The sequence below is a fragment of the Pseudomonas sp. GM102 genome, from assembly GCF_000282555.1.
Lineage (GTDB): Bacteria > Pseudomonadota > Gammaproteobacteria > Pseudomonadales > Pseudomonadaceae > Aquipseudomonas.
Genome location: NZ_AKJB01000009.1, coordinates 16098 through 37803 on the forward strand (window position 1 = coordinate 16098; position 21706 = coordinate 37803).

Sequence of the window (21706 nt, forward strand, 5' to 3'; positions counted from 1 at the left end):
GGCACAGCAACCATCAGAGTATCTGATGGACGTTGTGCCTGTTTACAGCCTGCTGCGTGGTTATTTTTTAATAGTTTGATCCAGCGCCCAATCTCGGAGGTATCCGGGGACTATTACTTCAAATCTTGCTCGCGAGCCGCCTGTGTAGAGTGCTGAAAAAGTGCGAGAGGCGGACGTCACATCGTTTTTTTTCACTGGTGTTAGCAGATCTGGTGTAAGCATCACCGAGTCCAGCTCCATGTTGCGAGCATCTTCTACACGACCCAACTGGATTGGCGCAGCGCCGTTTTGCTCCAATGACATTAGGGATCGTTCGAAGTCGCGTGAGTTGTAACCCTTCTTTAACATGGCTTCTATATTACGGAAGGCTTGGTTTTTCTCAAAAAATTCCGCGAGGCTTTCCCAGCTTGAAAAGCGGAACAGTTTTGGATGTAAGGGTGGAGTACCAAAATGGTAAAGTTCAATGCAACTGAGTACGAAGTCTCGGAAGTTTTTTTGGGCTCCCGCTAGCAAACTAAAGTGAGCTCCACCTTTACTTAAGCGTTGGAACCATTCGAACAAACCCCATTCAGATTTGACAAGGATGGTCGTCGGTCGATCAGGTACTGCCGGGCGGTCGTAGTAACTGACCCGGGTGGACCGATGGCGACTGCCGACTAACGGGGCAACCGAAGCGGTGGGATGCGCTTGAATCAAGGGGTTTAGAACTTCCTCAATTTGTTTTCCCGCTCGAACTGATAGAGATACTTCACGCTGGCGAATGTGACCTCCACGCCGGGCGGCCATGCCTTCAAGACGTTGGCAGACATCACCCAGTGTATAGGTGGGCTGAGAGCATCGATCCAGAAATCGGAGCATGGGTGCTGAAAGATCGTGACTCTCATCAACAATGACATGCGTGTAGAACTTGCTAAGTACTAATTCAGGGAGGAGTGATAAATGTTTTATGCGGTGGTAGCCGCGAATAGGCAAGTTGATGCCTGAAACTGTTGGTTCTATCGTTTGTTGCCAATGCTGATTTGCGTACTGCACCAATACAGCCCAGTCGAGAGCGGAAAATGAAAGGTCAAGGGGCGGGAAGTGCTCTTCACCGATTTCATCCGCATTTGTATTGCAAAAACTGATTACTGCTCGCCGACAAATTTGCGCTACTCGGGTGGGGGAGATATTGCCCACGGATTGAAAACCTAGTCTCTCAGCAGCTACTTCATCACTTAGTTGATAAGAAAGTTTTCCCCTGTACCCAGCTTGACGATTTGGCTTTGTACGATCTTGTTCTAATAGATCGATGGCCAGAGATCCAAAGGTTTTACCATGCTTAAGTGCAGGACCTAAGCGAGCACGCAGCGCGTCTAGCTGAACGCTGGTGTATGCAAGAACCAATGGATTCCAATGTGAAAGCGACGCCAAAAGCGTTTCAATCATATGCGTCTTGCCCGTACCGGCAAGCGCTTGCAAATTCATGTGTTCATCATTCTCAAATCGGAATAGCTGGAAAATACGGGATTGGGGGTTTGTTAGAAAAAATTCTTGCTCGTCAGCTGTTAAAAATGACTCGGTGTAGGGATTACTTCGGATGATATACCGATGACGGAATTCGAAGTCCCATGCGCCTTCAGCAGTGAGAAAGTCGGCTTCTTCAACATCGTCTTTTGGCAGCAACTGAATCGATAGGCTACGAAGTTTATCAAGCCCTTGTCCGAACAATGGTGGACTGAATTTTTGTGCCACAAGGCCTGAAAAGCTCGATTTCTGGTTTTCTTCGAGTTGCCGGCCTATCTCAATCATCTCTGCTAGGGATCGTTCAACGCCTGCTGCGCTTCTATTAGCTCTAGAGAGCGCAGGGATTTTCTGTATGAGAAGAGCCGCAGCCAGCTCGGCTACCGAGTACCGTTCCAGAGATGCGGTGTCTAGCGGGGAAACGAGCCCGGCTAATACTTCGGCGGTTTCGTAAGACAATGGCAGGTAAGAGTTATCGTCTTGGTACTCGCTAGGCATTTCCCCTCCTGGGTTAGTCAATTCGCCACTTGGCGATAGCCGTAGTTATCAGATGAGGATACGCGGAGTCAGCTAATTCGGGGAAGCAAGACAAGCACCGATTTCACCGTAGCAGGCTTCACTTAGGAAGCATCTGACACATCTTTTTATGCTTTCCTGCAAACATTAGAAATCTCTCACTCCCACCCACCCCTTCAAGTCTAAACATACAAGCGGGCTTGCTTGCGAAGAGGTCGGTCCATCCACTACAAAACCCACAGTAAGACCGATAAACAAGCATTGTTTAATCGACATTTCCAGATACAGGCTACACATCCTTGCGTCGTTGCCTTCGACTACGCCAGAATCCGCCGGCTTGTGCGCCTTGTCCTAGGTCTCTATCGTTTCCCTGCCACTGCCAATCAGTGGTCGGGTTTAGTAGCCTGTTGTATTTGAAGATTGCACAAGCGTCCGTCAGGTGGGTATTTGCGTGCCTGCATTTGATTATGGCTGTGCGTAGGGGGGCCGAGGAAGCGTCGGCTTTAACCGGCCGTTCCCCTGCCGATTATTGTCGGGGCATTGACTCAATCATCGCCGACCCAGATCTGCGGTCTGCGCTCATGCCACGGCAGCGCCTGTTCCAACTGCCCGGCCAACCGCAACAACACCTCCTCAGCCCCGAATCGTGCGGCAAATTGCAGGCCGATGGGCAAACCCTGCTCGCGGGACATGGCCAGCGGCAACGACATCGCCGGCGTCCCCGCCACATTGAATACCGGTGTGAACGGTGAGTGCTCGAAGACCCGCGCAGTCCATTGCAAACCGTCCATGGTTTGCGCTCCACGGCTGTAGGTGTCGAGGGCGTGGGGCAGGCGCGGCAGGGTCGGCGTCAGCAGTACGTCGAAGTCGTCGAACCAACCGGCCACGCTGCGGGCGATGAGATTACGCACTTCCAGCGCGCCGGCGAACTCCACGGCGCGGGCCTGTAGGCCATAGGCGTAGCAGGCGAGGGTGGCGGGCTCCAGGGTACTCAGGTCGATGGGCCGTGAAGTGGTGGCGGCGAGCCCGTCGATCCAGCGCACGAGGGTGGCACACCAGATGTGGGCGTTGGCCTGGACGAATGAATCCCACGATGTACCGAGTGGTGCGGTCACTCGTTCCACGCGATGACCGAGCGCTTCCAGTTCGCGGGCCACGGACAAGGTGGCCTCGGCAATCTCGGGATCCAGTGCGGCGCCGTTCCACGGTGTGTCGAGCAGGCCGATGCGCAAGCGTCCTGGATCGCGTCCCACCTGCGCCAGAAAACCTTCGGCCGGTGCGGCGGTGTAGTAAGGATCGCCCGGCGCATAGCCCTGGACGATGTCCATCAACGCCGCGCTGTCGCGCACGGTTCTCGACAGACCGAGTTGTACGCCGAAACCGGTGAATACCTCATCGAGCGCCGGGCCGTTCGAGGCTCTGCCGCGAGTCGGTTTCAGCCCGACCAGCCCGTTGTAAGATGCCGGTACGCGGATTGAACCCGCTGCGTCAGTGGCATGGGCAATCGGCACGATGCCGGCAGCGACCGCGGCACCCGAACCACCGCTCGATCCGCCGGCCGACAGCCGAGTGTCCCACGGGTTGCGGGTCGGGCCCTGGAGCACGGATTCGGTCTCGGTGCTAAAGGCCATTTCCGGGGTGGTGGTGCGCCCGAGGGTGGCGAGGCCGGCGGCGTTGAAGCGTTGCATCAGGTACGAATCCGACTCGGCCACCAGGCCTTGGGCCAATCGACTGCCCAGCTCAACGCGGCGGCCGGCCGAGGTAATCGCCAGGTCCTTGATCAGGAAGGGCACACCGGCCAGCGGCCCCGTGCCCTCGGAGACAGTGGGCGACCAGTGTTCAATGACCGCGTTGATTTGCGGGTTGACCTGTTGTACGGCGGCAATGGCCAGCTCCGCCAGTTCAGCCGACGTGACTTCGCCAGAAGCCACCAATTGCGCCAGACCGATACCGTCGTAGGTTGCATATTCGTTCAGATTCATGGGAGTTCTCCAGTTGAGAGCCCCGATGATAGGTGCCGCCCGCAGCGCTGATTAGCCCACAAAAGCGGTATGAAATGTGCCGTCAGTGGCACAATTGAGCCATCTTGTTTTTACCTCGCAGGTGGTTCGAATGATCCGGGACTTGAATGACACGCTGGTGTTTGTGCGCGTGGTGAGGTTGGGCAGTTTCACCGCCGCGGCCCATGCCTTGCAGATTCCGAAGACGACCGTCAGTCGCCGCGTACGCGAGTTGGAACAGGCCATCGGTGTGCAGTTGTTGCGCCGTACCACGCGCCAGTTGAGCCTGACCGAGGCGGGAGCGGTTTACTTTGACCAGTGTAAGGACATCGCCACTACCCTGGAACACGCCGAGCTGGCAGTGCATCAACTGCGCGATGATCCGCGCGGCTGGCTGCGGGTGACGGTGCCGTACTCGTTCGGGGTCAGTTGGTTTTCACCGTTGGTGGCCGGTTTTCGTCAGGCGTATCCGCACATCAGACTGGAAATTCTGGCGTCCCACGTGCCGCTGGATCTGGTCGGCGAGGAGGTTGATGTGGCGCTGCGCCTCGGCGCCTTGCCGGATTCCAGTCTGGTCGCCCGCCGCCTGGCGAGTTACGCCACGGGCATCTACGCTGCGCCTGAGTACATCGAGCGCCACGGCCTGCCGGCGACGCCGGACGAACTGCTTCAACACCGCACATTGGTGCTGCATCAGGCTCGGCGCGATGTGGGTTACGTTTGGCCGTTGCGCAAGGCTGGCGCCAAAATGCGCAGTTATCGGGTTGAGCCGACCATCATCGCCAACGATCCCGCTCTGCTAAAAGATGCATTGTGTGCCGGCGAAGGGTTGAGCCTGGGCATGGATCTAAGCATGCAGGCCGATGTGGACGCGGGAAGACTGCGCCGGGTGCTGCCGGAATGGATCGGGCCGCCACAGGACCTGAATGCGGTGACGGCTCGGGAGCATTTGCCGTCGCCCAAGGTGACGGCGTTTATCGGGTTTTTGAAGGCGCACATGGCGGCGTTGGGAGGTTGAGTCTCGTCCAGTGTTTTTCCTTTCCGACGATTAGCCTACGCTTTCGTCTCGCCAAAGGAGAAACCTGCCAAACACCGTTGTCGTAGCCCCAGCAGCTGCGGATAAAACAGGAGAACCGCATCATGAAAGTCTTGCTCAGAAGCATCGGACTGTCATCGCTACTGGTGGCCACTGCGGCGTTCGCTCATCACGGCTGGAGTGAATACGACTCCAGCAACTCCATGCAGCTGAACGGAACCATCGAGGAATCCGGTTATTCCCATCCGCACGGGCTCTTGCGTCTCAAAACAGCCGACAAGACGTGGATCATCGTTCTGGCACCACCCTCGCGCATGGAGAACCGTGGGCTGTCCAAGGACATGCTGAATGTCGGCACGACGGCTACCGTGGTCGGCTATCCGAATCGAAACAAGCCCGATGAACTGCGAGCAGAGCGCATCACCATCGGCGATAAAACCACCGAGTTGCGCTGATGGACACCACAAGTGCCCGCGCGGGGACAGGTCCGGATAGCTGGCTGGACTGGTTGGATGACTCGCGACTCGGGCTGGCCATGCGCAGTGAGTTGTGGCTTTACCCGATAGTCGAGGTGGTTCATATCATTGGCTTCGTGGTGCTGGTCGGCTCGGTTTTCATGTTCGATCTGCGGGTGCTTGGGCTGTCCAAAGATATCCCGGTGACGGCGCTGGCTCGCCATCTGCTGAGATGGTCCGTCGCTGCCCTGGTATTGATCGTACCGGCTGGCCTGATGATGTTTTCCGCCCATCCCCATGACTTCGCCACCAATAATATTTTCATTTTAAAGCTGTGCCTGATCGCGACGGCGGGCCTCAACGCAGCCCTTTTTCACGTCGGTGTTTACCGTTCAGTCGGCCGGTGGGACACAGACATCGCGGCACCTGCAATGGCCAAAGTGCAGGCAGTGCTTTCGATGGGGTTATGGGTCACGGTGGTGCTGTGCGGCCGACTGTTGGCCTATACCTGACTCACAACGCCGAACCCAGCAGCTGGAGATATTGCGGGCTCTCGGATATCGAGTTGTGGCCCGTGCCCGGTATCACTTGCAGCGAGGCCACGCCCTTGGCGAAATGGGTGTAGAGCTGGTCCGTGCTTGAGCGCGGTATGACTTCGTCGTGCTCGGCGGCAATCAACAGCGTCGGTACGGTGATGTGAGCGGCGTATTTCCAGGATTCGAACTTGTCCCGAAGCAGCCACTTCACCGGGAACCAGCGGAACTGGCGGGCGGCGAGGTCTTCAAGGCTGTTGTAGGGCGTGATCAGGATCAGCCGCGAGGCCGGGCGTTGGCTGGCGAGGCGCACGGCGACACCGGAACCGAGGCTGCGCCCGACTACCGCAATATTGGTATGGGTGTTGTAAACCATGTCGAACAAGGTCATAGCATCTTGCTGAATCGCCTCCTCGGACGGCGACCCGGCACTGCCACCGTAGCCTCGGTAATGCAGCAAGTAGATCGCATGATCCGCAAAGGCCTGCGAAAACACGGGCAGGCTGCGGGAAACGTCCTCGGCATTGCCACCAAAATAGATCAATGCCTTTGGGCCGTCGTGCGGCCTGACGGTCACCAGCACTTGCGCATCGGCGACTTGCAGCGTCAGCAGTGTTTCGGGCGCATCAATGGCGCGGGGTTGCGGGTAGTAGATCAGGGCGCGCTGAAAGACGAACAGCGCCGCGCAGAGCACCAGGTACGCAACGGCAATGAATGCGAAGAGAGACATCAGGGGGCGCGACATTCGGCTAAGTTTAGTGGACGACATGGACTGCTCTGGCCTGACGACGGCTATCGCTTGAGCGCTGTCAGAGTGTAGTACATCGACAGTTGCGGTACGGGGAGCGCACCGATGTCCAAGATTCGACGCTTGTATCCGGGCGCCGTCCCATGACGGCCAGCGACGCGCTGAAATGGGTCAAGGTTCTGCCGTGCGAACGAACGGCCCTGATGTTGGGTTTCGCCTTCCATTTCTGCGTGCTCGCCAGTTATTACCTGGTGCGACCCTTGCGCGATGCCTTGGGCCTTGAAGGCGGTGCCGACAAGTTGCAGTGGCTGTTCACCGCCACGTTCGTGGTGATGCTGGTGATGGTGCCGCTGTTTGGCGCGCTGGTTTCGCGGCTGCCTGCCATGCGCTTCGTGCCGTTGATCTACCGCTTGATTGCCTTGTCGATGCTGGTGTTTGGCGTGTTGATCGCTCAGCGCATTGCGGCGGTGACAGTAGGGCGGGTGTTTTTCGTCTGGATCAGCATCTACAACCTGTTCATCGTTTCGATTTTCTGGAGCGTGCTGGTCGACCGCTTTTCCAGCGAGCAAGGGCGGCGGCTGTTCGGCTTTATCGCGGCGGGTGGCACGCTGGGCACGTTCATCGGGCCGTTGCTGGCCGCGACCATGGCCACACATCTTGGGCCGATGGCGTTGACCGTCGCGGCGGCCGTGCTGCTGGAATGTGCGGTGCGTTGCTATCGGGCGCTGTTGTCGCGCACAGCGTCGCAGTCTGGCAGTCGCTGGCTGGATGAGCGGCGTATGGGCGGCAGCATGCTGGCCGGGATCACACTGATCCTGCGCTCGCGCTATCTGATGGGGCTGGTGCTGTTCATGTTGTTGCACACCAGTGCCGCGACCTTGCTGTATTTCGAACAGGGACGAATTGTGGCTGGCAGCTATGCTGATGTGGCCAGCAGGACGCAATTCTTCGCCATCGTTGATTTGATCGTGTCGGCGCTGACGTTGCTGTTTCAACTGCTGCTGACCGCGCCGTTGATCCGCCTGGTCGGTATCGGCGGGGCGCTGGTGGCGTTGCCGCTGGCGACGATCGTGGCGTTTAGCGCCATGGCCCTGGCGCCCGTGCCGGCAACCGTCGCGCTGGCGCAAGGGCTGCGCCGCGCCGTCGAGTTCGCCATCGTGCGCCCGGCGCGAGAAGTGCTGTGGACGGTGGTGAGCCGCGAGGAAAAGTACAAGGCCAAGAATGTGATCGAAACCCTGGTGTATCGCGGCGGTGATGCCGCCAGTGGCTGGCTTTCCGCCGGGTTGACGGCACTGGGTGCGGGGTTTGGGCTGGTGGCGGTGGTGATTGTGCCGTTCGCCGGGCTGTGGGGCTGGTTATGTCTGTGGCTGGCCAGACGACAAGAGCAAAGGGCGACCATGAATGAACAGCCAGGGGGAATTCCATGACCGATCCTGCTGTCTTCACGCGTAGAAGACTACTCACGCTGGCTGCCGGTGTTTCGGCGGTCTTCACCTTCGATCCGGCCTATGCCGCATCGGCGCCGTCGACGGAAACAGGAGGCAAGAACATGCTGACCCGAGCCATTCCTTCCAGCAACGAGCCGTTACCCATGGTCGGGTTGGGCACCTATCGCGGCTTTGATGTCGCGCCATCCGACGCCGCCTACAAGCAGTTGCCCGCTGTACTCAGAGCGTTGTTCGAGAAGGGCGGCACGGTGATCGACAGCTCGCCCATGTACGGTCGCGCCGAGCAGACGACTGGTGAATTGCTGTCGATCCATCGGCCTCGTTCGCCTGCGTTTCTGGCCACCAAGGTCTGGACCCAGGGTCGCGAAGAAGGCATCGCGCAGATGGAACAGTCGTTCAAGCTATTGCAGACAGACCGTATCGACCTGATGCAGATTCACAACCTGCTGGACTGGAAAACCCACCTGCCCACCCTGCGCCAATGGAAGGCAGAAGGGCGTATCCGCTACATCGGCATCACCCATTACACGGCGTCGGCGTATGACGAAGTGGAAGCGGTGTTGAAAGCCGAGCCGCTGGACTTTTTGCAGATCAACTACGCCCTGGACGACCGCGGCGTCGAGAAACGGATCCTGCCGCTGTGTCGCGAGCGCGGTGTGGCGGTGATCTGCAATCGACCTTTCGGTGGCGGTGACCTGCTCGCGCGATTGAAAGGCAAACCGCTGCCGGGATGGGCCGCGCAAGTGGGGGTCATTAGCTGGGCGCAATTGGCGCTTAAGTTCCTGCTGGCTCATCCGGCGGTGACCTGTGTCATCCCCGGCACCAGCAACCCGCGCTACATGGCGGAAAACGCCGGTGCAGGTTTCGGCCCGATGCTGACGGATGCGCAACGCCAACAGTTGATGGCCTTGGTGGGCTAGGCCCGTTGGCGGGGCGATTAATACCAGTCAGTCAAGCGCAATCCCACAGGTTTTGCGACTTAACTGACAGACATTCCAGCGGTCGACAATGCGTCGGCAGTCTCCAGCGGAATCTCCAGGGTGAAAAGCGCTCCCTGGCCCGGTCCATTACTATGAACGCGAAGGTGCCCGTTCATCTCTACCGCCGCGAGCGCACAACTGTGCAGGCCAAAACCATGACCTTCCTTGCGGGTGGTGAAGCCGTGATTGAAGATTCGGGTCAAGTTCTCGGACGCGATTCCTTCGCCCTGATCCTCTACGCTGAGGCGCAGTATTGCGTTATCGATAATCTTGACGCCCAGCGTCATATGGCGCTGATGGTCGCTGACCTTGGACATTGCATATTTGGCATTGCTGATCAGGTTGATCAGGATCAACAGCAGTCGGTGTTTGTCGCCGATGATCGTCGGCGTGTCCTGGTAGTCCTTGGTGACGACGACATGGTGCCGGCTCAAAGCGCCGGAATTCATGCGTAACGCATCTTCGAACAGGTCGACGACGTTCAACGGCTCGACCAGCCTGGCGGCACCGGCATAGGCCTGTTGAGTAGAAACGATGTCCTTGATGTGATCGATGCTTTTGGTCAATTGCGACAGCTCGTCAACGATGCTCGATTGCTCGAGCGCAATGGAGTCGACCAGTTGATTGAGGTAAAGGGGAAGCAATTTGCCTTTTTCATCGCACGTGATGAACGGCCCCAGGTCTTCGGCATGTTCGTTCATCATTTTCACCGCTTTACCCAAGCCGAGGGTTTTGCTGGCCGCCAATTTGCGGGTGATCACATCTGCCGAGACGTTAACGCTGTTCAGCACATTGCCGACGTTGTGCAACACATTGGTCGCGATCTCCGCCATGCCGGCCATCCGTGCGGCATCGACCAGTTCGCGCTCGGCTTCCAGCAGTTCGCGGGTGCGTTCCTCGACGCGTTGCTCCAGTCGCTCGTTTGCCGTTTGCAACTCATTGTTCATCTTGTTGATCAGGGCATAACTGCGAATCAGGCGGCCGGCCAGATACAACAACAGCAGGGCCATGATGCCGGCGCATATGCCCAGGTAAAGGTGATATTGGCGGTCTGTCGCGCTGGTGCGCCGTTGTTTCTCGTTCAATAATTCGTTGATGCTGTCCAACTGCCGTGCGACCGGAATCACACTGATGCGATCAAGCAGATCATTGACGATGGGCTGTTCTCGGACAATGGCATTCACCGCGTCTACAAAGGCAGTGAAAGGCGGGCGCCGTTCGGGTGGCAGTTGATTGATGTATTCATCCAGATACTTCAGATGTCCGGAGATTTCCTCAGCCCTTTCGCTGGAGACATAGAGGGCGTATTCAAGGGTGTCCAACGTAACATCGAACACCACTGAGAGCACCGCAGCATCCGACGGGCGTTTGTTGTTGGAATCCTCCAGCAACACCCGAATGCCATCTTCCAGCTCAGGCAGGGCCACGAATGATATTCGCAAGGCCGTGTTGTGCTGTTTGAATTGCTCAACCAGTCGGGTTTTGTTTTCTACCGCATCCAGATAACCCTCGCGTCGAGTTTGCCAAAGGGTCGAGAGGGGGCCGGTCGCATTGAGGTTGTCGAGCTGTGTCCATCGCTGTTCTGCTTCAGCGGGTGCTCCCAGAAACAAAGTGTCGTTCAGGCCGATTTTGGCTCTCAGAATCTTCACGTTCCAGTTGGCATCGAACTGCTTGAGTTGGCGAACGAAGTCGCGCGACTCGAAGTAGGTCGACGTGTCGTAGGAATAGGATTTGATCAGCAAAAATATCAATACGCTGAAAAGGGTCAGCGCGATGGCGCCCAAGGCAGTCCATTTGTAATTCTTGGAGAGCTTCATTGCGGCATTCCTCCCCGGGCCATCTTGAGGGGGAGAGACTGCCAACGGTTAATGATTTCCATTTTTGCGCTCCCTGCAAAATGGCGAATAATCACCACATTGTTTGTAAGCCTAGCGTTGTTGGCGGACAGTGCCGGAAAAAACACCGAATGGGGATCAGTGGTATCACGGTCGCGGTAATGCCGGGGCTGGCTTTAACGGCAGCAAAGGCGGGAATTCCTCTGGCGTGAGGGTTTCTTTTTCCAGCAACAGACGGGCGCCCTCATCCAGGTCGGCCCGGCGACTCTCCAGCAATGCCTTGGCCCGTTGGTAGGCTTCATCGAGCAGGGCACGAATACCCAGGTCGATTTCCCGGGCGGTCTGTTCCGAATAATCCTTCTCGCCTACCGTGGCCATGCGGTCTCCCAGGTACGTTGCGTTTTGCCGCTCCAGTACCGATTGTCCGAGTTCGGCGCTCATGCCGAACCGGGTAATCAGTTGCCGGGCGATATCGGTCGCGCGGCCCAGATCATCGGCGGCGCCGGTGGAGATTTGGCCATAGGCAAGGTACTCGGCAGCGCGCCCGGCCATCAGCACCACAATCCGGTCCTTGAGCGTCTGGCAACTGATCACGAAGTGATCCTCGGTCGGTCGTTGCAGGGTATAGCCGAGCGAGCCGATGGCGCGGGGCACGATCGACACTTTATGTACCGGGTCCATCGCTGGCAGTGTGCTGGCGGCCAGGGCATGCCCCATTTCGTGGTAGGCCACCACCCGGCGCTCCTCGGGATCGAGCAGGCTGCTCTTGCGTTCGAGCCCCGCGATAAGACGTTCTACCGCCGCGGTGAAATCGTTCAGGCTGACGGCTTCGGCACCGCGTCGAGTGGCGACGATGGCCGCTTCGTTAACCAGATTGGCCAGGTCGGCGCCGGTGAAACCGGTGGTAATCTCGGCGATACGTGCGCCATCAAGCCCTGGCTCCACGGTGACTTTCTTGAGATGAACCTTGAGGATTGCCTCCCGCCCTTTGCGATCGGGGCGGTCGATCAGAATCTGCCGGTCGAAGCGCCCGGCACGCAACAACGCCGGATCGAGGACCTCTGGCCGGTTGGTCGCGGCCAGCAACACGACACCTTCACGGGGATCGAAGCCATCCAGCTCGGCCAGCAACTGGTTGAGGGTCTGTTCTTTTTCGTCATTACCGCCCAACGTACCGACGCCGCGCATCTTGCCCAGTGCGTCGAGTTCATCGATGAAGATGATGCAGGGCGCCGCCTGCCTGGCCTGCTCGAACAGGTCGCGTACCCGGGCTGCGCCGACCCCGACGAACATCTCGACGAACTCGGACCCTGAGATCGAGAAAAACGGCACACCGGCTTCCCCGGCGATGGCTTTGGCCACCAGCGTCTTGCCGGTGCCAGGCGGGCCGACCAGCAAGGTGCCTTTGGGAATGTGCGCGCCCAGGCGTGCGTATCGCTCCTTGTCCTTGAGGAACGAGACGATTTCCACCAGTTCGGCCTTGGCTTCATCGATGCCCGCGACATCGGCGAAGGTCACGCCGGTGTCGCGTTCGACAAAGACCCTGGCCCGGGACTTGCCAACATTCATCAGCCCGCCAAGACCTTGTTTGTCTGCCATTCCGCGAAACAGGAAATTCCAGAACACCATGATCAGGACAAACGGCAACAACCAGCCCAACAGGCTGTTCATAAAGGTGTTTTCGGTGGTTCCGGTAAAACCGACGCCCGATTGAGAGAGTTCGGTCGCCAGCGCCGGATCGACCCGCACGGTGGAGAACCGGTCGCGTCCGTCGATGGGCTCTTGCAACTTGCCGCTGATCTGGTCCTTGTCGATCCGCAAATCACTGACTTTTTGCTCGTTCAACAGTTGCAGGAATTGGCTGTAGGGCAGGGGCTGCACGGCTTGACGCTCGCCAAAGAACATCTGCATGAGGCTCAGCACGATAAAAGCGATCGCGAAGTAGGACAGGTTCCACTGGTCGTTCTTTTTCATGGCCTTGGCTCAGCGTGAGAACGCAGGGTCGTTCATAACGAGCCGCGCCCGCCCGGTTTTTTTGTTAGACCACATCAAAAAAGCCCCGTGCCGGCTTCCCGACAAGGGGCTTTTTTGCGCGAAGTGTCTGTCTCGGCGATTCATCTGGATTTGATCTGCACCTTTTTGTCCGCGTTCATGGCTTCGGGTTTTTTCGGCAGCGAAATGCTCAGCACGCCTTTACTGAAGTTCGCTTCGATCTTGTCGGCATCGACGCCTTTAGGCAGGCTGAACGCCCGCTGGAAGGAGCCATAGTGACGCTCTGACAGGTGATAGCCCTTTCTTTTTTCTTCCTTGTCCTCTTTCTTTTCACCCTTGATGATCAGGTTGCCATTGGACAATTTGATGTCGATATTTTCCTGATCCATGCCCGGCAGTTCGGCGGTGATTTCGAAGCTTTCATCCTTCTCGGTAATGTCCACCGCAGGCAGGCTGCGGCCGATAAATTCCCGACTCCAGAACGGTTCGACATCGAACAGCCCACGCCGGAAAGGGGTCAACCCCGAGCCACGATTGAAGTCTTCGAACAGGTGATCGACCTGCTGGCGCAGTCTTTCCAGGGGCCGCCAAGGGTCTGCCACCGTCGGTTGCTGATCGGTTTTTTCGCCGTCGGTCTGCACCGGCATTTTCTTCTCGAAATTGGCCATTTTTCATTCCTCCTATCGAGCACTGCGGTGGGCCGGGAACGTCTCGGAGGCCGGTCCACCACGACAGATTCAGGCCTTACCTTAAAAGGTTAGTATTCCTGCGACCGCCAGGCCAACCAACAGTCGGTTTGTGGCGGCGAGCCGTCTATCTCGAGAACTTGCGCGCACCGGTCACGCAAAGAATCACCGCAACAGTCACACCCAACATGCCAAGGCTGACCTGCTCATGCAGCAGCGTGGCCGCCAGCGCCAGGCCAAAAAACGGCTGTAGCAGCTGAAGTTGACCGACGGCGGCAATCCCGCCCTGGGCCAGCCCGCGATACCAGAACACGAAGCCGAGAAACATGCTGAACAGCGAAACATAAGCCAGGCTGAACCATGCGGTCGGGGTGATTCCCGAGAGCGAAGGCGGGGCCAGGAACCAGGTCAGCGGAATCATGACGGGCAACGACAGCACCAAGGCCCAGGAAATCACCTGCCAGCCGCCCAGTGTTCTTGAAAGCTTCGCGCCTTCTGCATAGCCCAATCCGCAGGCGAGGATGGCCAGCAACATCAGAATGTCCCCCGCAGGAGAGGCGGTCAGGCCTTGGGAAACGGCAAACCCCACCACCAGCAGGCTTCCCAGCACTGAGAAGAACCAGAAAACCGGCCGGGGACGCTCACCACCGCGCCAGACCCCGAAGGCTGCCGTGGCGAGGGGCAACAGGCCAACGAAGACGATGGAATGCGCAGACGTCACATATTGCAGTGCCAGCGCCGTCAGCAGCGGAAACCCGAATACAACGCCCAAGGCCACGATTGCCAGGGAGAGAAGCTGACTCTTGGCTGGCCGTTTTTCGTTGAAGAGCAGCAGCATGCACAGCGCCAGAAGGGCAGCGATACTGGCTCGGGCAACCGTCAAAAAGACCGGGTCAAACTCCAGAACGGCCACCCGTGTCGCGGGCAGCGAGCCGCTGAAGATGAGCACGCCGATGAACCCGTTGAGCCAGCCGCTCGCGGTCTTTTCCGTGGTGTGGGTTTGCAGATTCGATGTGCGTTCCATTGAGAACTCCCTTTATGCCGGTTGCATGGGAGGCATCCTATGGACGAAACTCAATACAATCAAAATATTGTCATGGATACACTTGCGCATGCCTCGTTCACGCTACAAATCACTGGTGGATGAATTTGCCGCGGATATCCGCTCAGGACGACTGTTGCCAGGCACGCGCCTACCGACCCACCGCCAGTTGGCGGCAACGCAAGGCCTGGCGCTGGTGACGGCTAGCCGGGTTTACGCGGAGCTGGAAGCCATGGGCCTGGTCAGCGGGGAGATGGGGCGGGGGACTTTTGTCAGGGAAACCTCGTGGTCGCCGGGCCAGAGTATTGACCAGCATAGCGTTGCCGCCGGCATGACGGACCTGAACTTCAACTATCCAGCGCTTCCCGGGCAGGCAGAACTGCTGCGAAATGCCCTGCGCCAGCTCGCATCGGCCGGCGATCTGGAATCGCTGCTGCGCTACCAGCCACACGCGGGGCGCCCGCATGAACGTGCCTCTATGGCGCGACATCTGCGCGTCCGAGGCCTGGCGGTTGAGGCGGAGCAGGTGCTGATCGTCACCGGTGCCCAGCAGGGGCTGGCCGTGACCATGATGGCGCTATTGCAACCCGGTGACGTGATTGCGGCGGATGCCTTGACCTATTCAGGATTCAAGGCTCTGGCCGACTCACTGCACCTTGAAATCGTGCCCATTCCGGTGCTCGATCATGGCCCTGATCTGGAGGCGCTGGAAAGCCTGTGCCGGCACAGGCGCGTACGGGCCGTGTACACGATGCCGACCCTGCACAATCCGCTGGGGTGGGTGATGAGTGCCGATCAACGGGAGTCCCTGGTGACGATTGCGCGTCGGCATGGGCTATTGATCATTGAGGACGCCGCTTACGCCTTCCTGGCAGAGAATCCCCCCGCACCGCTGGCGGACCTCGCCCCCGAGAGGACGGTTTACGTGTCAGGCCTCTCCAAGAGCGTGGCCACCGGACTGCGCGTCGGCTTCGTCGTCGCCCCCCTTCAACACGTGCCCGCGCTGGAGCGCACGGTCAAAGCGACCACCTGGAATACCCCGGGCGTGATGACGGCAATCGCCACTGCATGGCTTGACGACGGCACCGTGATGCAACTGGAAGCTGAAAAGCGCCAGGACGCGCAAGCGAGGCAAGTCGTGGCCGGCGAGGTACTGGCGGGGCTGCGCTGCATTCGCCATCCCTCGTCGTATTTTCTTTGGCTGCCGTTGTCGGAAGACGCTAGAGCCGACCAGATCGCCATGGCGTTGATGCGCGAAAACGTCTCGGTTTCCACCGCCGAACCGTTTGCCACTTCGGTCAACGTCCCCCATGCGTTTCGCCTGGCGCTGGGCTCGGTGGAGATGGGCGCATTGAGGGAGGCACTGGAAAAAGTGAAGTGGATGATTGGGGCTTATTCGTAGTCGAAGCGCTTTCTGAAAGGTCCTCCGCTTCTTCCGACAACTGCATGAACTAATTATTGGCTCTTTCCTTGTCCGAGCGGCTTCCTGATGAATGGAAGTCGCTCGGTCGGGAAGAAGCGTAGAAATGGCCAATTGTATGCGGCCCGACGAGCAGCTATCAGCATTTATAGGTGAGGGGCCGGAATCGGGTCAATGACCTGAGTGAGCAGGTGATCGTGTCCCTCAACATGCCAGTTGGCCCAAATTCGCCCCTTTGTATCAGGCTCAAGGCTCAGCCAGTTTCGTTCCGGAACCAGGTAATGACCTTGGTACCCGATCGGCAGCATCGTAGCTGTTATCCCGAACTCGATGACTTCCTGACTAGCTCCAAATTTTTCCATGAAATAGACAACAACTGCAGGCGGTGGTGTGTGTACGACGCCTGTGGAAACCAGCTGAAAAATAACACCTGCTCCGCGCTCTATGTGCTGAGGTAATCTGGATTCGATCACACAGGCGGCTGCCACATGCACGTCACCAGAGACCAGAGTCACCCTTGTCCCACGGCTGGCAAAGTTCAATAAGCGCTTGATCAACCGCTGCCGCTCATCTTTGTGTGGTTTGCTTCGCCAGTGATCTCTCAGGTCGTCCTCAAGCTCCCATTGACCAGGCAGCGCATTGAGTGCTTTTTCAGCTGCGTTGAGGTCAATGTATGCTACCGGGATGCTGGAAAACACAAGCAAATGCTTATGTTGTTGGGTGTTCGTATCCTCCAGCCAATTAAATGTGGCCTTCCAAGTCTCGTCTGATGCAATTTGTGTAGGCTTGAAGATGCCATCGATCTTTATGTCCGGTTGGCGCTCGCTCCGTAAGTCTGGAACCAGCAGAGCCAGCTCCCCCAGATCTCGATACCCCAAGCTATATCCCTGAGCACCAGGAACTGCGGCTGGATGGATCTCGTCTTTTGCAAGTTGTTGTTGAAACAAACGGAAGTAGCGAGATGCGATCCTGAAGAGATTCTGATGAACATCGCAGTTATGCAGATCCTGAGGATAGGAACCCCAGCCGTCGATAATGTCGTGATCGTCCCACATCATGACCGTGGGGATTGATCGAAACATTTGCAGAGGCCCTTCTTGGTTCCATCGTTTCACGTACAGTTCGGCGAAAAATCTATCGACTTGCTGTTCCATTGCCGGGGTCCATGGAGAGCAGATCTGATTCGCATGCCAAAGATCAGACCAGTCCTGCAGGGGGCCATCTTTCACCATCAACTCATCGCTGTAGACCTGGTCACCGCCCAGTACAAGTAGGTTGAAGGGTTTCTCTTGATGACACTCCCCCATGTTCAACCATCGTTCGTTCTGGCGATCCTTGACCTTCTTCCTGTATTTGTCGGCCGAGAAGCCGTTGCAGGAACCGTAGGCCATTCTCGGTGAAACGCCCTTGGCAGGGACGTGAAAAGTTCCATCGACCCCGGCAATCGCGTAGGTACAGACTTCGGCGGACGGGCCTGCCTTCTGGTGAATGCTGAGATCTATTCGCCAAACGTCCGCTCCTGACTTCTCATAAGGAATTTCGTCAATCCTGATGACCTTATCTACGCTACATGCGGGTACGCTATGGGGTGGGGCGGGATCTCCTTTATCCTGAACGATAAGGGCTGAAACGTGGTAGCGGCCCACGTGGACGCCGCGGAAATGAAGAATTGGACCCAGTAGCAGGCTCATGCGCTGCCCTCCCTGGCAATGTTGAACGGACGCTGGGTCCTTGCGGGTTTTCGAGCTTCCTGTCGACCGCATCGACCGTGGCGTAGTGGTTGTTGCAATGTGTAGGCAGCCCCTCGAATTTGCTGTGTTTGCAAACCCTCCGGTCATCCGAAATCCAGTAGCCGGACTACTGGTTCGTTCAAAAAAACGGTCACATTGGGTCTTCAAAGTGCAGACCAGTCTCAGTCAGCCTTGTCGAGATCGTAAGTTCGCCGATTCACCACTTCCTGTAATCCCGCTAGTAACTTGTCCGGGATAGCTCCCGTTTTTTCCGCCTCGAGCAGGAGAACCTGCACCTGATGACGAGATCGGCGGTTGATACGGAAATTCGATTCAAAATCCAGGGCAGCAACCAGTGTTGTCATCACCGCTGCACCGCCGGCGAGGATGGCAGATATATCTTCACCTAAAGGAGCGTCAACGAACTTTAGCTTCGCGGTGATGGCCGCCGTTGACGCCAGGAGGGCGGAGAGCACCAACAGTGCTCGATATCCAACCTTCCACTTAGCAGAGGACCATCGATATTTTTGTTCTTGCGCAACAAGAATTTCCTTTGTACGAACCAGCTGCTCGTCTGACATTTCCTCGGCCCTCTCCATTTGGCGGTTCTGTTTGATTGTAGATCGCCATTATCTGTCCGCCACTTAATGTAGAGGGTTTCCGAGGTAGTTCGTTGGATTAGAGTCTGTAGACGCTGCTGAAGCTGCATGTGCTCTTCGAAACGCGCTGGAATAAACCGCAGTTCTTTGCTTTAGTCCTGCTATGTATTCGGGCCCTTGTGCGGAGAATCCCATGACCCCTCGATTCCCGCGTTTCGCCGCAGTGCTCGCCATCCTCCTGGTCGGCACCTTGCCCTGCGCCCACGCCGTCGAATACACCCAGGTGAACACCACCGCCAGCAAGATCTCGTTCACCTATAACCAGTTCGGCTCCAGCGCGTATGGCACCTTCGGCAAGTTCGATGCCACGCTCGATTTCGACACGGCGAACCCCACCGCGGCCCACGCCAAGCTGACCATCGACCTTGCCAGCATCGACGCCGGGGGCAGCGACGCCAACAGCGAGCTGCAAAAGCCTGCCTGGTTCAACACGGCGGACTATCCGGTGGCGACCTTTGAATCGACCGGAGTGAAAGCGCTGGGCAATCACCGCTACCTGATCACCGGCAACCTCAACCTTCGGGGCATGACGCGTGAGTTGCAGGTGAAGGTGCTGTTGAAGCCGGAGAAGGCCATCGGCATCTTCGATGGCGACATCATCGTGAAACGCAGGGACTTCAAGATCGGCGAAGGGGAGTGGGCGGACAATGTTGTCTCCAACGACATCAACATCCGCTTTCGCATCGTCGCGCCCGAGCGTTGATTTTCCTGCGAGGGCTCGATCTGTGACAATAGCGGGCTTAACCCGGAGTCTAAAACGCAATGCCCCAGCTCACCCACTTTGCCACCCCATGCCCAGAGCCCATCAACAGCCAGATTCTGCAGATGGTCGTCGACAATTTAACCGACATCAGCATGGTGGGCATCGCGCCGAGCAACCCGTTGTACAACGTCTATCAATACGCGGTGGGCTATGAGGTTCATCTCTACCTCGAAGCGCTCAGTGGCGCCAAAAGCATTGCGGTCGAACTGATCGTCGCCACGGACGATGAAGACCCTGAGCAGGTCATCGGCTTTCTGTTGTACCTGCCGGTCAAGGACGACCCCGAGGCGTGCGGCGTGGCGTATATGGCGGTGCAGGCCAGCCACCGGCGGCGGGGCGTTGCCCGGGCGATGCTGCAAGACATGCTCGATCGCTACCCGCATGCCGAACTGACCTGCACGGTCGCCAAGGTGCCCTGGTTCGAGTCGATGGGCTTCCAGGTGCTGGGCGTGCGCGGCACTCAGGTGCTGATGAACACCCGTGATCACGGCACCGAAGGCTTGATGGGCTTATTGGATGTCACTTCGATCTACAGTTCTTTGGAGGTGCGGCAGATACATACGTATCTGCTGCACAAACACGGCAAGCGGGCGATGATCGATGCAGAAAAGCAACGCGACCGGCATCTTGACCAAATGACGCGCAACGCCAAGGCGTTTGTGCTGGATCGTTTGAGCAAAGACGCCGGGCGCGGGTCTCGTCCCGACTAGACTGTTGAGTCCTTTCGGGCGCGCAGGCTGGCCGAGGCGTGATATTCTGTCGCACTAACTTGGTTTGACCTATTCGGTTCGTACGTCCACAGACGTCCGACGGAATCAATGTCGCTCCAGTAGCTGAGCCCAATAAAGATAAAAATCAGTGCACGAGGGACATATAACTGAGGTCGATGGAGACACGTCGGCCTTGTGTGCCCACCTTCAAATCCTTGTAAGTGTAGGAACCCACGGCACGCTGCCTGCGTACCCGTACTCTTGGGTTGCTCATGTTGAGGATTGAGGGCGGATGGCGTTTATCATAGGTGCTACAGATGTTTAAGAAACTGAACACGGCCCTGCTGGGGCTGGCTTTGTCGATGGGGATCACGTCCGCCTACGCGGAAGAGGCAAAGAAAGTCGATGTGCTGCTCATTGGCGGCGGCATCATGAGTGCAACGCTGGGTGTCTGGCTTAATGAGCTGGAACCTGGTCTGTCGATGGAAATGGTCGAGCGCCTCGATGGCGTCGCCCAGGAAAGCTCCAATGGCTGGAACAACGCCGGTACCGGTCACTCCGCCTTGGCCGAGTTGAACTACACCCCGGAAGATGACAAGGGCAACGTTCAGATCGCGAAAGCCGTTGAAATCAACGAAGCCTTCCAGATCTCCCGTCAGTTCTGGGCCTGGCAAGTTCAGCAAGGCGTGCTGAAGAACCCGCGTTCGTTCATCAACTCCACTCCACACATGAGCTTTGTGTGGGGCGATGACAACATCAAGTTCCTGAAGAAACGCTACGAAGCCCTGCAAGCGAGCCCGCTGTTCGCCGGCATGCAGTACTCCGAAGACCCGGCTGTCATCAAGAAGTGGGTTCCGCTGATGATGGAAGGGCGTGACCCGAACCAGAAAGTCGCGGCCACCTGGAGCCCGATCGGTACCGACATGAACTTTGGCGAGATCACCCGCCAGTTCGTCGCGCACCTGCAAACCACACCGAAGTTCGACTTGAAGTTGTCTAGCGAAGTGCAAGACATCACCAAGAACGCAGACGGCAGCTGGCGCGTCAGCTACAAAAACCTGAAAGACGGCACCAAAACCGAAACCGACGCCAAGTTCGTCTTCATCGGCGCGGGCGGCGGTGCACTGCACCTGCTGCAGAAGTCTGGCATTCCTGAAGCCCAGGAATACGCAGGCTTCCCGGTTGGCGGCTCGTTCCTCGTGACCGAGAACCCGACCCTGGCCGAACAACACCTGGCCAAGGCCTACGGCAAAGCCTCCGTTGGCGCACCGCCAATGTCGGTTCCGCACCTGGACACCCGTGTCCTGGACGGCAAGCGCGTCATCCTGTTTGGCCCATTCGCGACCTTCAGCACCAAGTTCCTCAAAGAAGGCTCGTACCTGGACCTGCTGACCACCACGACCACGCACAACGTGTGGCCAATGACCAAGGTCGGCATCAAGGAATACCCGCTGGTCGAGTACCTTGCAGGCCAACTGATGCTGTCTGACGAAGACCGCCTCAACGCCCTGAAAGAATACTTCCCGAACGCCAAAGCCGAAGATTGGCGTCTGTGGCAAGCCGGCCAACGCGTGCAAATCATCAAGCGTGATGAAGCCGCTGGTGGCGTGCTGAAGTTGGGCACCGAAATTGTTGCTTCCGCAGACGGCACCA

At 57.8% G+C, this 21706-nt stretch carries 18 protein-coding genes; 9 read left to right on the forward strand and 9 right to left on the reverse strand.

Going from position 1 to position 21706, the window contains the following annotated elements; translation table 11 throughout:
* Window positions 1–60: 60 nt before the first annotated feature.
* Together PMI18_RS27020 and PMI18_RS27015 are read right to left on the reverse strand one after the other, a co-directional pair.
* On the reverse strand, window positions 61–1998 hold the full coding sequence (locus PMI18_RS27020; RefSeq protein WP_007895163.1) for an AAA family ATPase: 1938 nt from the start codon (window positions 1996–1998) through the stop codon (window positions 61–63).
* A 563-nt stretch (window positions 1999–2561) separates the two neighbouring features.
* Window positions 2562–3998: an amidase gene (locus tag PMI18_RS27015; RefSeq protein WP_007895164.1), complete on the reverse strand. Its 1437-nt coding sequence runs from the start codon at window positions 3996–3998 to the stop codon at window positions 2562–2564.
* Between the two features lie 130 nt (window positions 3999–4128).
* Here PMI18_RS27015 and PMI18_RS27010 point away from each other — a divergent pair, with 130 nt between their 5' ends.
* The 3 genes from PMI18_RS27010 (at window position 4129) to PMI18_RS27000 (ending at window position 6019) form a co-directional block, all read left to right on the forward strand.
* Entirely contained in the window at window positions 4129–5034 is a 906-nt protein-coding gene (locus PMI18_RS27010) for a LysR family transcriptional regulator (RefSeq protein ID WP_007895165.1), read from the forward strand.
* 122 nt (window positions 5035–5156) lie between these two features.
* Window positions 5157–5507 carry a DUF6152 family protein gene (locus PMI18_RS27005; protein ID WP_007895167.1) on the forward strand — a complete coding sequence of 117 codons (351 nt, stop codon included), beginning with the start codon at window positions 5157–5159 and terminating at the stop codon, window positions 5505–5507.
* Window positions 5507–6019 (forward strand): DUF6644 family protein, encoded by a 513-nt coding sequence (locus PMI18_RS27000; protein WP_007895169.1) that lies wholly within the window; start codon window positions 5507–5509, stop codon window positions 6017–6019. Before PMI18_RS27005 ends, PMI18_RS27000 begins: the two co-directional genes overlap by 1 nt.
* Window position 6020: 1 nt before the next feature.
* Here the strand turns inward: PMI18_RS27000 and PMI18_RS26995 are convergent, their stop codons facing one another.
* A complete protein-coding gene (locus PMI18_RS26995; RefSeq protein ID WP_007895172.1) occupies window positions 6021–6809 on the reverse strand; it encodes an alpha/beta hydrolase in 789 nt (262 codons plus the stop codon).
* A gap of 122 nt (window positions 6810–6931) precedes the next feature.
* On the opposite strand from PMI18_RS26995, the gene PMI18_RS26990 reads away from it, so the two are divergent.
* Both PMI18_RS26990 and PMI18_RS26985 read left to right on the forward strand, forming a co-directional pair.
* Window positions 6932–8215, forward strand: coding sequence for an NTP/NDP exchange transporter (locus tag PMI18_RS26990; RefSeq protein ID WP_007895174.1), 1284 nt, complete (start codon window positions 6932–6934; stop codon window positions 8213–8215).
* A gap of 122 nt (window positions 8216–8337) precedes the next feature.
* Window positions 8338–9156, forward strand: a complete 819-nt coding sequence (locus tag PMI18_RS26985) for an aldo/keto reductase (RefSeq protein WP_007895176.1) — start codon at window positions 8338–8340, stop codon at window positions 9154–9156.
* A gap of 59 nt (window positions 9157–9215) precedes the next feature.
* Here the strand turns inward: PMI18_RS26985 and PMI18_RS26980 are convergent, their stop codons facing one another.
* The 4 genes from PMI18_RS26980 to PMI18_RS26965 all read right to left on the reverse strand — a co-directional run bounded on the left by PMI18_RS26980 (window position 9216) and on the right by PMI18_RS26965 (window position 14753).
* Window positions 9216–11033 (reverse strand): DAHL domain-containing protein, encoded by a 1818-nt coding sequence (locus tag PMI18_RS26980; protein WP_007895178.1) that lies wholly within the window; start codon window positions 11031–11033, stop codon window positions 9216–9218.
* Between the two features lie 165 nt (window positions 11034–11198).
* Window positions 11199–13025 carry an ATP-dependent zinc metalloprotease FtsH gene (ftsH, locus tag PMI18_RS26975; RefSeq protein WP_007895181.1) on the reverse strand — a complete coding sequence of 609 codons (1827 nt, stop codon included), beginning with the start codon at window positions 13023–13025 and terminating at the stop codon, window positions 11199–11201.
* Between the two features lie 140 nt (window positions 13026–13165).
* The gene (locus PMI18_RS26970) at window positions 13166–13711 is read right to left on the reverse strand and encodes an Hsp20/alpha crystallin family protein (protein WP_007895184.1); all 546 of its coding nucleotides are present in this window, start codon (window positions 13709–13711) and stop codon (window positions 13166–13168) included.
* Window positions 13712–13856: 145 nt separating this feature from the next.
* On the reverse strand, window positions 13857–14753 hold the full coding sequence (locus tag PMI18_RS26965; RefSeq protein ID WP_007895187.1) for a DMT family transporter: 897 nt from the start codon (window positions 14751–14753) through the stop codon (window positions 13857–13859).
* Window positions 14754–14841: 88 nt separating this feature from the next.
* On the opposite strand from PMI18_RS26965, the gene PMI18_RS26960 reads away from it, so the two are divergent.
* Window positions 14842–16173: an aminotransferase-like domain-containing protein gene (locus PMI18_RS26960; RefSeq protein WP_007895188.1), complete on the forward strand. Its 1332-nt coding sequence runs from the start codon at window positions 14842–14844 to the stop codon at window positions 16171–16173.
* A gap of 164 nt (window positions 16174–16337) precedes the next feature.
* On the opposite strand, the gene PMI18_RS26955 is transcribed toward PMI18_RS26960, so the two are convergent.
* Window positions 16338–17882 carry an alkaline phosphatase D family protein gene (locus PMI18_RS26955; protein WP_007895189.1) on the reverse strand — a complete coding sequence of 515 codons (1545 nt, stop codon included), beginning with the start codon at window positions 17880–17882 and terminating at the stop codon, window positions 16338–16340.
* Window positions 17883–18103: 221 nt separating this feature from the next.
* On the reverse strand, window positions 18104–18502 hold the full coding sequence (locus tag PMI18_RS26950; RefSeq protein ID WP_007895190.1) for a hypothetical protein: 399 nt from the start codon (window positions 18500–18502) through the stop codon (window positions 18104–18106).
* 211 nt (window positions 18503–18713) lie between these two features.
* Here PMI18_RS26950 and PMI18_RS26945 point away from each other — a divergent pair, with 211 nt between their 5' ends.
* The 3 genes from PMI18_RS26945 to mqo all read left to right on the forward strand — a co-directional run.
* The gene (locus PMI18_RS26945) at window positions 18714–19283 is read left to right on the forward strand and encodes a YceI family protein (RefSeq protein WP_007895191.1); all 570 of its coding nucleotides are present in this window, start codon (window positions 18714–18716) and stop codon (window positions 19281–19283) included.
* Between the two features lie 59 nt (window positions 19284–19342).
* Window positions 19343–20053 carry a GNAT family N-acetyltransferase gene (locus tag PMI18_RS26940; RefSeq protein WP_007895193.1) on the forward strand — a complete coding sequence of 237 codons (711 nt, stop codon included), beginning with the start codon at window positions 19343–19345 and terminating at the stop codon, window positions 20051–20053.
* Between the two features lie 317 nt (window positions 20054–20370).
* On the forward strand, window positions 20371–21706 hold a 1336-nt coding region (mqo, locus tag PMI18_RS26935; RefSeq protein ID WP_007895196.1), incomplete at its 3' end, for a malate dehydrogenase (quinone).

What these genes read in the sequence shown, in the direction of transcription:
- PMI18_RS26945 (WP_007895191.1), top strand. Translation starts at nt 18,714, where the DNA reads ATGACCCCTCGATTCCCGCGTTTCGCCGCAGTGCTCGCCATCCTCCTG.
- PMI18_RS26995 (WP_007895172.1), bottom strand. Translation starts at nt 6,809, where the DNA reads ATGTCGTCCACTAAACTTAGCCGAATGTCGCGCCCCCTGATGTCTCTC.
- PMI18_RS26985 (WP_007895176.1), top strand. Translation starts at nt 8,338, where the DNA reads ATGCTGACCCGAGCCATTCCTTCCAGCAACGAGCCGTTACCCATGGTC.
- PMI18_RS26965 (WP_007895187.1), bottom strand. Translation starts at nt 14,753, where the DNA reads ATGGAACGCACATCGAATCTGCAAACCCACACCACGGAAAAGACCGCG.
- PMI18_RS26955 (WP_007895189.1), bottom strand. Translation starts at nt 17,882, where the DNA reads ATGAGCCTGCTACTGGGTCCAATTCTTCATTTCCGCGGCGTCCACGTG.
- PMI18_RS26990 (WP_007895174.1), top strand. Translation starts at nt 6,932, where the DNA reads ATGACGGCCAGCGACGCGCTGAAATGGGTCAAGGTTCTGCCGTGCGAA.
- PMI18_RS26980 (WP_007895178.1), bottom strand. Translation starts at nt 11,033, where the DNA reads ATGAAGCTCTCCAAGAATTACAAATGGACTGCCTTGGGCGCCATCGCG.
- ftsH (WP_007895181.1), bottom strand. Translation starts at nt 13,025, where the DNA reads ATGAAAAAGAACGACCAGTGGAACCTGTCCTACTTCGCGATCGCTTTT.
- PMI18_RS26970 (WP_007895184.1), bottom strand. Translation starts at nt 13,711, where the DNA reads ATGGCCAATTTCGAGAAGAAAATGCCGGTGCAGACCGACGGCGAAAAA.
- PMI18_RS27015 (WP_007895164.1), bottom strand. Translation starts at nt 3,998, where the DNA reads ATGAATCTGAACGAATATGCAACCTACGACGGTATCGGTCTGGCGCAA.
- PMI18_RS27020 (WP_007895163.1), bottom strand. Translation starts at nt 1,998, where the DNA reads ATGCCTAGCGAGTACCAAGACGATAACTCTTACCTGCCATTGTCTTAC.
- PMI18_RS26960 (WP_007895188.1), top strand. Translation starts at nt 14,842, where the DNA reads ATGCCTCGTTCACGCTACAAATCACTGGTGGATGAATTTGCCGCGGAT.
- PMI18_RS27010 (WP_007895165.1), top strand. Translation starts at nt 4,129, where the DNA reads ATGATCCGGGACTTGAATGACACGCTGGTGTTTGTGCGCGTGGTGAGG.
- PMI18_RS27005 (WP_007895167.1), top strand. Translation starts at nt 5,157, where the DNA reads ATGAAAGTCTTGCTCAGAAGCATCGGACTGTCATCGCTACTGGTGGCC.
- PMI18_RS27000 (WP_007895169.1), top strand. Translation starts at nt 5,507, where the DNA reads ATGGACACCACAAGTGCCCGCGCGGGGACAGGTCCGGATAGCTGGCTG.
- PMI18_RS26950 (WP_007895190.1), bottom strand. Translation starts at nt 18,502, where the DNA reads ATGTCAGACGAGCAGCTGGTTCGTACAAAGGAAATTCTTGTTGCGCAA.
- PMI18_RS26940 (WP_007895193.1), top strand. Translation starts at nt 19,343, where the DNA reads ATGCCCCAGCTCACCCACTTTGCCACCCCATGCCCAGAGCCCATCAAC.